Genomic DNA, 13,392 nt, shown 5'->3' on the forward strand with positions numbered 1-13,392 from the left:
GACGAGGAGCACTGATGAAAACCGATCGCATCGAAAACCCCTGGGGGAAGCGCACCCCGTACGGCCCGGGACAAACATGGCCGACACGAGTTGATTCCTTTCTGCGCGATGGCCTTTCGCCCGAGGACATCGATCGGTGGCTGCCATCAGCATCGGTACTCCATTCCAACGGAGATGGTCTCGACATCGCCGTCAAAGATGAACAGATCGTGGGGGTACGCGGACGCGCAGACGACCGCGTCAACCACGGGCGCCTCGGACCGAAAGATCTGTTCGGCTGGCAGGCAAACAACTCACCCGACCGGTTGACCACACCATTGATCCGCCGCGACGGCGAACTGGTCGAATGCGATTGGGGCACGGCCATGAACGCCGTCGTCACCCATTCGAAAGACTTGCTTGCCGAACAAGGTCCGAGCGCGCTGGGCTTTTACACCAGTGGCCAGCTGTTCTTGGAGGAGTACTACACCCTGGGTGTGATCGCGCACGGGGCGATCGGTACCAACCATGTCGACGGCAACACCCGACTGTGCACAGCCACCGCCGCGGCAGCACTCAAAGAGTCCTTTGCCAGCGACGGTCAGCCCGGCTCCTATACCGACATAGACCACGCCGACGTCATCGCTTTGTTCGGCCACAACGTCGCCGAGACACAGACCGTGTTGTGGACGCGCATGCTCGACCGGCTCGCCGGACCGAACCCACCCAAAATCGTGTGCGTCGATCCTCGCCCCACCGAGGTCGCCCGACACGCAACAGTGCATCTCGCGCCGCTACCGGGAACCAACGTCGCCCTCATGAACGCCCTACTGCACGAGATCATCGCCCACGACTGGATCGACGAGTCGTACATTGACGAGCACACCGTCGGTTTCGAGGAACTACGTATCCGTGTCGCGGACTATCCACCCGACCGTGGCGCCGAGATCTGCGGGGTGCCCGCTGACGCTATCCGCGCGGCGGCCGAGATACTCGGATCTGCCGAACGCTTGCTGTCTACCGTGCTGCAGGGCTTTTATCAATCGCACCAGGCCACCGCTGCTGCAGTTCAGGTCAACAACATTCATTTGATCCGCGGCATGCTCGGCACACCGGGCTGCGGAGTCCTGCAGATGAACGGGCAACCCACGGCACAGAACACCCGCGAATGCGGTGCCGATGGAGACCTGGCCGGCTTCCGGAACTGGTCGAACGACAGCCACATTCGTGAACTTGCCGACCTGTGGAACATCGACATGCAACAAATACCCCACTACTCGCCGCCGACGCATGCGATGCAGATCTTCCGTTACGCCGAGCAGGGCTCGATTCGCTTGCTATGGGTCAGTGCCACCAACCCGGCGGTATCGATGCCCGAACTACGGCGGATCCGGTCCATCCTCGAACAGGACCGACTATTTCTGGTGGTGCAGGACATCTTCCTCACCGAGACAGCAGAGTTGGCCGACGTGGTGCTGCCGGCAGCGGCGTGGGGGGAAAAGACCGGGACGTTCACCAACGTAGACCGGACAGTGCACCTGTCCGAGAAGGCGGTAGAACCACCGGGACAGGCACGGCCCGACCTCGACATCTTCCTCGACTACGCCCGACGCATGGACTTCCGGGACAAAGACGGTAATCCGTTGCCGCCGTGGGATGATCCCGAGTCCGCGTTCGAGGCGTGGAAGAGGTGCAGCGCGGGACGACCCTGCGACTACAGCGCCATGAGCTACGAGATGCTTCGTCAGGCGGGCGGCGTGCAGTGGCCCTGCAACGACGAACACCCCCAGGGAACAGAACGCCTCTATGTTGATGGCGAGTTCTTCAGCGACCCCGACTATTGCGAAAGTTACGGCAAAGACCTGATCACCGGGGCACCGCTCGAGCCAACCGAATACAAGGCGCTGAACCCCTCGGCGAAAGCGATTATCAAAGCCGCCGCGTACATCCGGCCGCATGAAATGCCCAGCGAAGATTACCCTTTCGCGTTGATCACCGGACGAACCCTCTTCCATTTTCACACGCGCACCAAAACCGCGCGTGCGCCCCAACTTCAGCGCGCTGCCCCGCAGGTGTGGGTGGAGATCTCCGAACACGACGCGCTCGAGTACGACGTCACCGAAGGCGACCTGGTGGAGGTGCGTTCGCCTCGGGGAGCAATCCAAGCACAGGCGCGTATCACCGCGATCCGGCACGGGGTGCTATTCGTCCCGTTCCACTACGGCTACTGGGACACCGACGACTCCGGCGGCGACCACCACCGGGCGGCAAACGAAATGACCCTCACCGACTGGGACCCTGCCTCCAAACAACCCATCTTCAAAACAGCCGCCGCCGGGCTTCGACGAATCCAAGCATCCGACGAACCGACCGCGGCGCCGACCAACACGGCCTCGGCCCCCATCACCGACTACGTGGCGCCCACGACCGGCGGCGAACAGGCCATCGCCACCAGCCAAGGAGCGCTGTCATGAAAATCAAGATGGCGATCGTCGAACTGCACCGCTCAGAATCCAAACTCGCCAGGCAACTGCGATCAACCGCAGCCCGCCACTACGTGGAACCCGAAATACACCACGTGGCATTGGATTTGGCCGAGTGGAGCGACGACCACGTGAAACAGCTCGCCGACAGCGCCGGCCGCTACAACCTCTTCCTGCCCCGAGGAGACCGCCACAGCGCGCCGCCGATCGTTGATGCGATCCAGAAGAGGGTCAGCACAGCCTTTGGCAGCCAACCGCAGCCCGGGATCGTTTTGCTCGCCGACCTACGCCGGCTTCACCGCACCGCAGCAGGGGTGTCGTTGGACTGGGAGTTGCTCGCACAAGGCGCACAAGCAGTCCGCGACACCGACCTTATCGACCTCGCAGCGCAAAGCCACCCCCAATCACTTCGCCAAATGAGATGGGCCAACGCCATGCTCAAAACCCTCTCACCGCAGATTCTGGCCAGCTGATGGCGACCACCACGGTTCCTAGTCACAGGAATCGGCGAACCAGTTCGCACACCTGGCTCACCACAGCGGTTGTGGGTCAGTCTCGGGCTCGCCGCAGTCAGCTTCTACGCCGCTCTCGCCGTGCTGGGCACTTCTCACACCACACACGAGGTGTCCCTTCAGGAGGACCACCGGCGACCCACAGGAAGGTAAGACACCATGAACACAGCAGCAGCCATGCTCGACACCTACCCCCTCGACGTGGACACCGTCGATCGGGCCACGCTGGTGGCCTGTATCGAAGCGTGCGCCGAATGCACACAAACCTGCACCGCCTGCGCCGATGCGTGCCTGGCCGAAGACCACGTCACCGACCTCATCGCCTGCATACGGGCCAATCTCGACTGTGCCGACGTCTGCCAAGCCACCGAACGCGTGGTCACCCGCCAAACCAACCCCGATACCCAGCTCACCCGAAAAAATGTTGCAGGCGTGCGCAGCCGCCTGCTCCGCGTGTGGCGACCTCTGCGCCCAGCACGCAGACATGCATGAGCACTGCACCGTCTGCGCCGACGCTTGCCGTCGCTGCGAAAACGCATGCCACTTACTGCTCGAAGCACTGGGCTAACAGCTATGACCAGCGAGCAACGAACCGGCAGCGACCACACGCAATCATCGCCTCGAGAAAACAGCAATACCCTGGCAGTGTCCTTCGGCCGCGAAGAACTCGTCATCCGCCAGCGCTGGGAAGTCATCAGTATCAGCAATGACATCGCGATCGCACTGTGGTTCATCGTCGGCAGCGTTCTGTTCTTCCACGAATCAACCACCACCATCGGAACGTGGTTTTTTCTCCTCGGCAGCATCGAACTGTTGATCCGACCCGCGATCCGCCTGGCCCGACGGATTCACCTACAACGCATCCGCCCACACAGTTCACCGCCCGATGACTCCAACGACTACTAGAGCACCGCACATGCCAGACCGATCACGTCGCCCCGCAGACGCGCGAGAGCGTCGGCCACGCAGGTACGGGCAGGATACGACTCGAAACATTGCCGGGGGGGTCATCGCCCGACACGGGTCGAGACCTCTGTACCGACATCGCGGAGAGTTCGCCGCCAGAGAAGGTGAGGGTTGCTCGCACGTGGTCATCGGCGCCCACCGCTGCGGCTCAGATTGCCGTCGTAGTGTGCGCCATGCTGTTGGTGCGGTGCGCATCCGGGGAAGGCGGTATGAGAGGACGTCTGTCGCAGGCGGCGGGCGACGGGTCGGTCGCGGTCAGCTCGGCCGCCTATGGACTTCGGATGTGGCATAACGATCGGGCCACCGGCAACCAGAGCACAGTTCTGTTCGGTGACATGAAGGACCAGATTGTCCAGGCGTATACCTCGTTCAGTGAACTCGACATCGACGATGCCGCCGATGCCCGCGCCAGCGAGCACCTGCTGCAGTTGCTGACCCAGCGAAAATACAAATCCATCGCTCGCACATACAGGGCGCGCAGAAACTTTCCCCAATGACCATCAACACAGCACAAATGAAAGGCTGCACTCCCATGTCTCAGAGCAACGACGATCCCGCCGCCCCCAACCAGAAATTCACTAGTGAAGGACCGCCTGAGAGCCTTCCCATCGGCACCGCAGTCGACATCGACAACGACGGACCCGGCGTCATCATCGAAGACTTCGGACCGCTCCCCGACCACGCCGTCGCTGACCTGGGCAACGGAGAACAAATACGACCCCGCCGCTACGCCGTCGTCCGAGACGATGACGGCACAGTGACCTTCGCCAACGAGAAACAACTCCACACCGCCACCACCGACAATTCAAAAGGTGACCCAGACCCCCAATGAATCGACCGACGTTCACGCCGACGAGGTAACAACGCGTCCTCACCAGCGCACCAACCGTCAGTACACGCCAACAGCCTGCAACGCGCAGAGTGGCTACCACTCTGCGCCAGCTAACATAATCTATCTTATCGGCGTCATCGGTTGCGGCTCAACATATTTCGTCACCAGTGACGAAACTGGGCGGCAGTTACGTACGTACCGAGTAGCTGCGGACCACCGCTCACAACAACTACGGCCGCACCGGTCTAGCTTAGTAGTGCGGCGGGCAGGTGACGCCGGTTTTTACGGCGTCGAGGATGAACATGGTGTCGAAGCGACGGATGTTGGGGTCGTTTTTGAACAGATGGTTGTTGAGGTCTCGTAGGTCGCGGATTGATCGCGCGCAGACGAGGACGGCGTAGTCCCACCGCCCAGAGAATGCGTACAACTGTTGTACCGATGAGTGTTTGCCGAGGCGCTGCGCTAGCCGTCGGTGATGGGCGGTGGACTCCTCGACGAGAGTGAGCACCACCAGCGCCTGGGTCACCGCCGATATTCGCTGTGGGTCGATGACTGCGACGGTGCGCAGCAGCCCCGAGGACTTGTATCGCTGGATGCGTCGCTGCACCGCACTCGGCGATAAGCCGACCGTCTAAATGGCCACGCAATGATATTGCGTTGCGCCGCGAACTTTGCAAGCGCATGTCGCACCAAGTTTCCTACTGTCCACGTATGGAACGAACTCATCGCACTGACCCTGACTGGCCTGTGCTGGATCCGATAGTGGCGCATGTCGATGCAGCGCGAACTGTCATTCCCGCAGTGTTTCTCGATAGTCCGCAGTACGAAGACGAGCTACTCAACGCGGCGCTGGGGACCCGTGTGACAGTGAAGGTGGAGACAGCGAACCCGCTACTCAGCTTCAAGGGGCGAGCGGTGAGTTACGCACTCCGGAAGGTTACGGCCGGTGAGCGTGTGGTGTGTGCGTCGTCAGGGAATTTCGGACAAGCCGTTGCGTTCGTCGGCCGCGCCCGGGGAGCGCGGGTCCGGGTGTACGCGCCGACACCGCTCAACCCGGTCAAACGCGAAAGGATACTCGCCTTCGGCGCCCACGTCGTGGAAGTCACCGGCGGCGGCGAACAAGCACGGCACGCCGCGGCAGCTGCCGAGGACGCGTTGCTCCTCGTGGACGGAGTCGACACGGCCCTGGCCGAAGGGGCAGCAACGATCGCCCAAGAGCTCACAGCCGCCGCCTCTTTCGACACCATCGTGGCACCCGTGGGCGATGGCAGCCTGATCAGTGGGCTTGCGTGTGGACCCGCACCCATGCACCTGCAACACGCATCATCGGGGTCGTTCCGCCTCGGCGCCGGCCATGCACCATTGCCACGATCATCACCGGCGCAAACCCCAACCCCCACACACTCCCCACCCAGACCTGCAGCGCAGACCTGAAGGAAGGACGAACCCCTTGGCGGTTCAGTCGGCGCGAAGGTGAATGGACTGTGAACCGTGCCTGGATTCGGCGGAGTCGCTCGGGAAACTAGGGGGCCAACAATGGCCAGGCCCCCTGGGGAAACGGGACGTATGCCGCTGCGGCACAGGAATATACGTGCGGACATGCTTGGCACCTGGGCGGGCGCGTTGGGTGTGGATCGGTCACACTAGTGTGTGGCGCGTATCGGCCTGGCCGGTGCGCTCCTCTCGTGTGCAGTCGACCGTCGGCTGCAGACATCGACACGAAAGGCTTCACCATGACCTCGACGTTCGAACTCGCGTTGCTCGACATCTTCCAGTTCCTGATCGACAACTCCGAAGCTCTCACCGGCCTCGTCGGCTAGCAGCAGTTCCATCCCCGCGGCCTCTACGTCCACCGCCGTCAGAGACCGTGCACGGATAGCGTGATGCCCCGAGTCCCCTACGACGCAGAGCATCACTCACTGAACACAACGCCCCCGCAATTCACGAAAGGCTTCACCCTATGTCGACGTATTCAGCACTAGACGCCGCGATCGATACCTTCCTCAACACCACCCCGTGGGCCATGGACGTCCTGCGGTTCGTCCTCGCCGGCCTGCCCTGACGCTGACACCCAGCGAGTTCGGGTCGAGCCGAGCCGTCCGGAGCCATGGTGGGCGCTCGGCCCACACTGGGAACGATCGCCGTTCATGAGAAGGCTCGTGGGAACCCGGTCTTGGAGCGCTTTGATCTGCCGGTGCACGTCGTAGAGTTCTTGGCGTTTGGCGTGCTGCACCGACGCAGGCAATGGGACCCGGCCGGATAGTTCGGCCTCGATCTGATCGACCCAGCGGTCGAGTTCGCCGGCCAAGTAGCGTGCCTGGGCTTCGCTCGAACTAACCGGCCGCGGCGACTTCAGCCCGCACATCTGCGGGCAGCCCAGTAGCACCATCTGTGACAAGCACGAGTAGCCGCTGAAAATACGCTGCTTCGGTCAGTCCGAACTCCACAAAAATGTCTTCGCCAGAACCGCCCCCGTACCGATACCACTGCATGGCAAAGGTCATCAGCCGACCACGATCATCTGGCTCGGACACTGATGTCATACTTCAATCATCCACCGGCAACTGCGTTCTGGTGACGCTGCCATTCAAAGCGAACAACACGCAAACAGCATGTGAACGTTTAGCAAACGGCAGTAGCGCGGTGGCAACTACTTCGCATCGGCCATTAGATTGGCTCCCATGATCTCGAACGAAGAAGAGCAATTGCTGATCGATCAGATCATCGACCGCCTCGTCACCCGACACCCGGAGACCGCTGAGCAGGCGGTCACCGACGTGGTCCACACTGCGTATCACCGATACGACGGAACGCCCATCCGCGACTTCATTCCGCTGCTCGTCGAGCGTCGCGCCCATGAACAGATCGCCGGCTCGTCCTACCTCGCTCCCCCGGAACTGAGCTCTACCGCCCCCTGAGGTTCGCACGGAGAACTTCTTCCCCCGCGACTGCAGATGTGGCTCAGTGGACGCGCTCAGCGAGAACAGTGGCGATATCAACTGCAGTAGCGCAGTTCTCATCCACAACGCCAGCATTTTTGAGCGCGTACTCGAACTGGATGGTCCCACCCGATGGCACCGACACCCACAGCTGGCACGTTTGAGTGCCACTGAGGTTGCGGTCATCTTCGACGAACGCCGGCCGCCCGGCGACGGTCAGGGTGCGGAAGTTCGGTTCATCGCGGTAGGCGGCCTCGAGGTCCTGGTATTGCCGTCTGATGTCGGGCAGGAAGTACATCACCGCCGTGGTGGGTGCGGTGGGGAGGCTCTGCCACCGACAGAACTCGGAGCCGTCCCCGACCACACCCGGACTGACCATCTCGAAACGGGCCAGGTCGGCCTCGTCGAACACTGCGCACTGATGGTTCACCAGATCCGCCAACGTCCATGGCGGAGACGACGGCGGAGGGGTGTCAGATCCCCGAATCGTCACTGGCGTCGACGGCTGCGTCCGCGAGGAACCATCGTCGTCACCGAGATCGCACGCTGACACCACAAACCCCACCAGCAACACCACCGCTATCGCACGACTGAACCCATTGCACCGCAACAGAACATCCCCCTTTCGTGCCCACATCACTCAGTTTTCGTCCGGCACCTCACGGCTAGTTTCTACCTGGTCGGCTGCGGCGGCGGCGGCGGATGGTAGTCGCCAGGCGTCGGTAGCGGAAAGGTCAAAGTCGGAGAGCTCACTGGCGGCGGTTCGATGATCGTTGCTTCCGGGTTCGCGCGCATCGCCTCAGTCAATACCGTGATCGGCGGTGAATCCACGTCGCGCGCATCCTGTTCGCTGACAGGCACGTCGCCGACGACCGGGATGACGGTAAACCACCCCTTCGATTCCAAGATGCGGGTAGCGAACAAGTACCACTGACCGGGCACCAGGGGTACGTCGCCGCCCAGGGACATGTACACCCCGGCCACTGTTCCCCCTTGCTGATTGACCAACGCGGTGCCTGGGACCGTTCCTTTCACCACTACGCCGACAGTGACGTCGTACTGCGTTTCCGAACCAGCGCTTAGAGCCTCGGTGCCAGAGAGTGCGGCAACCTGCCCGGTGAAGATGTGGGTAGCCATAGCGACCAGGTTGCGGGGGTCGGTCGTGTCGGCGACCGGGTCATAGGGCATGACCAGAGTGGAAGTTGCTGAATCGAGGGTGGCAACACCGCCGGGCCGCTGCGAATCACCCTCGCTGTCACCACATCCCGCCAACATCGCGACGGACACCGCGGCCGCGCACGCCATCCGATGCGGCGACCGTCCACGTACGTTCACCACAACCCACCCTTGCTGCCGATACGATGCCCCGCCGACAGTCTGCGCCCCGGCGACCGCGTATGCCCGTTCTATGACGCGATCGCCATGACCGGTCGGTGGTCAGACCCAGGGGAATTACGACGTTCAGCAGGGTTGTCGGTGACCGACGGGGTGACGCCGGCATGGTCGGTTGTCACCGCACCGTCAGCGATCTGATCAACGAGTGCATGGCTGACCAGGATGTGGTCGATCAGTTCACGGCGGCCGCGGTAAATACGGGAGAACCGTTGATCCTCGGGGATGTGGGCGGCGAGGTTCCACAACCGTTGACGATCGCCACTGTCAGGTTGGGTGTACCCACCGGTGCCGATCTCAGATCCGGGCGGCCCAGCCATCAGCTGGGTAGTCGCAGCATCGACGGTGTCATTGAGATCGCCCAACACCACCAACGGTGCGTCACCATCGGCGGCGAGGATCGTTGTGGCGGCCGCGCGGACCGTCGCCGCCTCCGCGGCCCGCCGGAACAACGCGTACGTCGCGAACCGGGCCCGCTCATCCTCATCACGAGGACTGAACCGCCCACCAGGAAAGGTCAACAATTTCGATTTGAGGTGACAGGTCAGCACATGCACACCGTCGACCACAGCGTGCAACGCCGGCCGGCCCATCGCCGTCTCCCCCACCGCAGTGTCATCCACCTGAACCGGACGCAACCCGTCGAGGAACGGACCCACCTGGTACACCTGCGACAACGGGGTCCGGGCTGCTATCGCCACACGGATGCCACGCCCGTCGGGTTCAGCGGTCTCTACATACCACCGACCCCCTACTCTCCCCAACACGTTCTCGAGCGCTCCCAGAGCCCCGATCTCCTGCAGGGCAAGCACATCCGGGTCCATCTCAGAGATAGTCGCAGCCAACGCATCAGCCTTCGCCGCGAACTCAGCCGCAGTGTCCGGACCCGAATCAGCATCGGGTGTAAACAGGTTTTCCACATTCCACGTCGCGATCGACACCATAAATCCCACCCTCCCAGAACACCAACGGCCCAGTCATGGACCACGGTGACATCCAAAATGCAAGTCCGTAAACACCTGCCATCGAGGACACCCCTACATTGCGTAGATCGCGAACGTGCACCCCTACGTCATCGCCCTCACCAAGGTTCCGCCGCCGACCCCACAAATAGCCAGCTCAGCCTGACGTGATCTATATTATCGGCGAGACCTATTGTGCTGCAATGTCTTTAGTCACCGGCGACGAGTGTAGATCGCAAACCGGTAAGCTCGGACCACCTCATCCATTCAGTGCAGATGCATGGCGAGCAGGTTGGTCCGAACAGACGTTGGGAGTCAGACGAGTTGGAGCCGACTACCGCCGCTGAAAAGAAGCTGTTCCTAGCCGCCAGTATGGGGCGTCTGTGCGATCTTCGAACCGCCGCCGAACGTCACTCTCGGATTGGGTACCGACCGTGGAAGATGCTGAAGTGTGGGGCGATTCCCGTATGGTTCGCAGCGCCTTCTTGCATCGTCTACGGCGGCCATTCGGTTAGTCTCGTCGGCGGATGGATCGGTGGCGAGTCTGGATCTGGGCGCCGATTACCCGAACCCGCTGACCGATGATGTGTTGGCCGCCGCCGATGTGGTGGTCTCGATGGACTGCGGCGATGCCTGCGCGATCTATCCCGGCAAGCGCTACCTCGACCGGACGCTCGACGATCCGCAGGGGTCAAACTCTCGAGACGGTCCGCTCCATCCGCGACGACCTGGACACCAGGGTCCAAAATTTGTTGCGCGAGTTGACCACTCCCGTTCCTGCCTGTCCCCCATCTGCTTCCTGTCCCTCCTGACGAAGGGATCTCACTTCACGTCCATCACCCCCAGCGAGTTGTTCGTCTGCGTGCACAACGCCGGACGCTCGCAGATGGCCGCCGGTTTCCTCTCGCGCCTCGCCAGGCGATGCGATGAAGGTCCGCTCCGCCGCAAGCGTCCCCACCGACAGCTCAAATCCGCTGCCGTCGAGGCGATGGCCGAGGTGGGCATCGACACACGGCGCAAACACCGAAAATCCTCACCACCGATGCCGTGCAAGCCTCAAATGTGGTAATCCTCGTGGGCTGCGGTGACAGCTGCCCCATCTCCCCCGGGCAAGAGCTACCGGGACTGGGTCCTTGACGACCCGGCCGGGCCAGGGCGTGGAAGCGATTCGCCCGATCCGCGACGAGATTAAAACCCGCGTCGAGGCGCTGATCGCCGAATTGACGTCCCAGCCCGCCGCCTCGGGCGGGTGCTGAATCAGAGATCAGTCCGGGGTCACTGTCAGCGCGCGTTGCGCGGAACGTGCAGCGAGAAAGTCGTCAACGAGTTGCTGGCGTTCAGCCGGGCCGATCGGCGGGAGTGCGGTGAGTCGGGTGAAGACGATGGGTCCGACGAGTTGGGTCAGGGCGAGATTGGTGTCGAAGCGACCGAGCTCCTGCTGGGCTTTTGGGCTGCCCAGGATCCGGTCGAACGGTTCGCGGTATTGGTTGACCACCCGTGCGCGAAGGGAACTGACCGGGTTCCGGTCTTCTTCGGGATGCAGAGTCGCCCCGGCCGTGCCGGGTTCGGCGGACCCGAGGGCGAGCCACCCGAGCATCGTCAGTTGGGCGGGGGCTTCCTCGATGAGCTTGGCCTGACGGTCCAGCAGTTCGATCAACTGTTCACGCATCGTTCCGGACACCGGCGGCGCGGTGACCGGGGGCAGCAGACGCTCGAAGGCCGCGGCCAGGAGCTGGGTGCTGTCGGTGAAATGCCGGTAGAGGGTAGTCCGCGCGACCTTGGACGCCTTGGTGACCGCGTCGATCGTGACGGCCTCGACACCGCCGGTCGAGAGCAGGGACGTCGCCGCGTCGAGCAGTCGTGCGCGTGAGCGTGCCTTCCGGGGATCCACGAGCCGGTCCTCGTCGTCGTCGGTGTTCTGGTTGATCATCTCTTCGCCCACCTCGTAATTGTGCCCTCGGATCAGTCGCAGGCACTATCCCCGCACCCCGCATTGTGCTACTCATAGTAGTGGAACGCTACCAACTGTAGCGTTAACTGGAGGTGGCTGCATGACCGCCGATGATCGAGTGCTGCTGTCGCGGGCGCAGAAATGGACGTTGGTGGTCTCGTGCCTGTCGGTGGCCCTGGTGGTCGCCTCGATGGCGGCCCTGTACACCGCGCTTCCGAACATTGCGGTGGCCACCGGGGCGACGCAAACCCAGCTCACCTGGGTGGTCGACGGGTACACGCTGGTGTTGGCGTGTCTGGTGTTGCCCGCCGGGGCCCTGGGTGACCGCTACGGCCGGCGGGCGGTGCTGATCGTGGGGTTGGCATTGTTTTCGCTGGCCTCGGCGGTGCCACTGTTGGTATCGACACCGTGGTGGTTGATCGCGGCGCGGGCAGCGGCCGGGGGTGGGGGCGGCGTTCATGATGCCGTCTACGCTGTCGATCCTGACTGCGGGATTCCCCGAGCAGCAGCGGGGGCGTGCGGTCGGGATCTGGGCGGGGGTCGCCGGGTCCGGGGGTCTGCTGGGGATTCTCGGGTCGGGGCTGCTGCTCGACTACTGGTCGTGGCAGTCGATTTTCGTCGGCCTGACCGCGGTGGGGGTGTTTCTGCTGTTGTGTGCCTTCACCATTCCCGAATCCCGCCAGGAAAATCCGCCGCTGATGGATGTGATCGGATCGGTCGCGGTGGTGTTCGCGGTCGCACTAGTGGTGCTCGCCATCATCGAAGCCCCAATACGCGGCTGGTCGGATCCCGTGGTGGTCGCCGGGTTCGGGCTGGGGGTGGTGGCCACAGTGGTGTTCGTGGTGTGGGAGTTGCGGGCGGATCATCCGCTGCTCGATGTGCGGTTCTTCGCCCGTCGGGGCTTCGGGAGCGGATCGTTCTCTATCACCATTCAGTTCCTGGTGACGTTCGGTGTCTTCCTGGTCCTCGTCCAATACCTGCAGTTGATCTTTGGATACAGCCCGTTGGGTTCAGCGCTGGCCTTGGCGCCGATGATGGTGCCGTTGGTGCTCTTGTCGGCGATCGCACCGTGGATGACGACCCGGCTGGGGTTGCGGTTGATGACGGTGACCGGTCTGCTCGCCATCGCCGCGGGGTTCTACTTCATCAGCCGGCTGGGTTTGGACTCCACCTACGTCGACGTGATGTGGCCGACGCTGATCATGAGCTCGGGTCTGGGCCTGACCGCGGCGCCGGCGACGGCGGCTATCGTCGCGGACACCGCCGTCGAAAAGCACGGGGTCGCCGCGGCGGTCAACGACGCCACCCGCGAGATCGGCGCGGCGATCGGCATCGCGGTCGCCGGCAGTGTCCTGGCCGCCGGGTACAGCCACAAC

At 62.9% G+C, this 13,392-nt stretch carries 14 protein-coding genes and 4 pseudogenes; 12 read left to right on the plus strand and 6 right to left on the minus strand.

The window, feature by feature from the left end:
• The first annotated feature begins 14 nt into the window (after positions 1-14).
• From W823_RS41750 to W823_RS41770, 6 genes and pseudogenes are all read left to right on the plus strand, one after another.
• Positions 15-2,453 (plus strand): molybdopterin oxidoreductase family protein, encoded by a 2,439-nt coding sequence (locus tag W823_RS41750; protein WP_023957722.1) that lies wholly within the window; start codon positions 15-17, stop codon positions 2,451-2,453.
• Positions 2,450-2,935 carry a hypothetical protein gene (locus W823_RS41755; RefSeq protein WP_023957724.1) on the plus strand — a complete coding sequence of 162 codons (486 nt, stop codon included), beginning with the start codon at positions 2,450-2,452 and terminating at the stop codon, positions 2,933-2,935. The genes W823_RS41750 and W823_RS41755 overlap by 4 nt, the downstream gene beginning before the upstream one ends.
• A 198-nt stretch (positions 2,936-3,133) precedes the next feature.
• Positions 3,134-3,542: pseudogene (locus W823_RS41760) on the plus strand (four-helix bundle copper-binding protein).
• A gap of 5 nt (positions 3,543-3,547) precedes the next feature.
• Positions 3,548-3,880: a YrhK family protein gene (locus tag W823_RS0128980; RefSeq protein WP_023957726.1), complete on the plus strand. Its 333-nt coding sequence runs from the start codon at positions 3,548-3,550 to the stop codon at positions 3,878-3,880.
• Positions 3,881-4,149: 269 nt separating this feature from the next.
• Positions 4,150-4,437 (plus strand): hypothetical protein, encoded by a 288-nt coding sequence (locus W823_RS41765; protein ID WP_147431448.1) that lies wholly within the window; start codon positions 4,150-4,152, stop codon positions 4,435-4,437.
• Between the two features lie 35 nt (positions 4,438-4,472).
• Positions 4,473-4,772: a hypothetical protein gene (locus W823_RS41770; protein WP_031332164.1), complete on the plus strand. Its 300-nt coding sequence runs from the start codon at positions 4,473-4,475 to the stop codon at positions 4,770-4,772.
• 250 nt (positions 4,773-5,022) lie between these two features.
• Here W823_RS41770 and W823_RS0128985 read toward each other — a convergent pair whose 3' ends face one another.
• Positions 5,023-5,379 (minus strand): Lrp/AsnC family transcriptional regulator, encoded by a 357-nt coding sequence (locus W823_RS0128985; protein WP_051406495.1) that lies wholly within the window; start codon positions 5,377-5,379, stop codon positions 5,023-5,025.
• Between the two features lie 104 nt (positions 5,380-5,483).
• Between W823_RS0128985 and W823_RS41775 the strand changes: the two genes are divergently transcribed.
• Both W823_RS41775 and W823_RS59275 read left to right on the plus strand, forming a co-directional pair.
• Positions 5,484-6,206 carry a PLP-dependent lyase/thiolase gene (locus W823_RS41775; RefSeq protein ID WP_158599304.1) on the plus strand — a complete coding sequence of 241 codons (723 nt, stop codon included), beginning with the start codon at positions 5,484-5,486 and terminating at the stop codon, positions 6,204-6,206.
• 251 nt (positions 6,207-6,457) lie between these two features.
• Positions 6,458-6,592 (plus strand): hypothetical protein, encoded by a 135-nt coding sequence (locus W823_RS59275; RefSeq protein ID WP_023957734.1) that lies wholly within the window; start codon positions 6,458-6,460, stop codon positions 6,590-6,592.
• Positions 6,593-7,105: 513 nt separating this feature from the next.
• On the opposite strand, the gene W823_RS57745 is transcribed toward W823_RS59275, so the two are convergent.
• A complete protein-coding gene (locus W823_RS57745; RefSeq protein ID WP_023957738.1) occupies positions 7,106-7,315 on the minus strand; it encodes a hypothetical protein in 210 nt (69 codons plus the stop codon).
• 138 nt (positions 7,316-7,453) lie between these two features.
• On the opposite strand from W823_RS57745, the gene W823_RS41790 reads away from it, so the two are divergent.
• On the plus strand, positions 7,454-7,690 hold the full coding sequence (locus W823_RS41790) for a three-helix bundle dimerization domain-containing protein (RefSeq protein ID WP_023957740.1): 237 nt from the start codon (positions 7,454-7,456) through the stop codon (positions 7,688-7,690).
• 43 nt (positions 7,691-7,733) lie between these two features.
• Here the strand turns inward: W823_RS41790 and W823_RS41795 are convergent, their stop codons facing one another.
• The 3 genes from W823_RS41795 to W823_RS41805 all read right to left on the minus strand — a co-directional run bounded on the left by W823_RS41795 (position 7,734) and on the right by W823_RS41805 (position 10,047).
• The gene (locus tag W823_RS41795) at positions 7,734-8,276 is read right to left on the minus strand and encodes a DUF3558 family protein (protein WP_158599303.1); all 543 of its coding nucleotides are present in this window, start codon (positions 8,274-8,276) and stop codon (positions 7,734-7,736) included.
• A 107-nt stretch (positions 8,277-8,383) separates the two neighbouring features.
• Positions 8,384-9,046, minus strand: coding sequence for a hypothetical protein (locus W823_RS41800; RefSeq protein ID WP_133248736.1), 663 nt, complete (start codon positions 9,044-9,046; stop codon positions 8,384-8,386).
• 71 nt (positions 9,047-9,117) lie between these two features.
• Entirely contained in the window at positions 9,118-10,047 is a 930-nt protein-coding gene (locus tag W823_RS41805) for an endonuclease/exonuclease/phosphatase family protein (RefSeq protein WP_023957746.1), read from the minus strand.
• A gap of 550 nt (positions 10,048-10,597) precedes the next feature.
• Here W823_RS41805 and W823_RS57225 point away from each other — a divergent pair.
• Both W823_RS57225 and W823_RS57230 read left to right on the plus strand, forming a co-directional pair.
• Positions 10,598-10,877: pseudogene (locus W823_RS57225) on the plus strand (hypothetical protein); the annotation flags it as partial.
• 74 nt (positions 10,878-10,951) lie between these two features.
• Positions 10,952-11,321 (plus strand): annotated as a pseudogene (locus W823_RS57230) (heat-shock protein HtpX).
• Positions 11,322-11,329: 8 nt separating this feature from the next.
• Here W823_RS57230 and W823_RS41815 read toward each other — a convergent pair.
• Positions 11,330-11,995, minus strand: coding sequence for a TetR/AcrR family transcriptional regulator (locus W823_RS41815; protein WP_031332175.1), 666 nt, complete (start codon positions 11,993-11,995; stop codon positions 11,330-11,332).
• Positions 11,996-12,116: 121 nt separating this feature from the next.
• Between W823_RS41815 and W823_RS41820 the strand changes: the two are divergent.
• Positions 12,117-13,392, plus strand: a pseudogene (locus W823_RS41820) (MFS transporter); the annotation flags it as partial.

The sequence above is a fragment of the Williamsia sp. D3 genome (assembly GCF_000506245.1).
In the GTDB taxonomy this organism is placed as follows: Bacteria; Actinomycetota; Actinomycetes; order Mycobacteriales; family Mycobacteriaceae; genus Williamsia; species Williamsia muralis.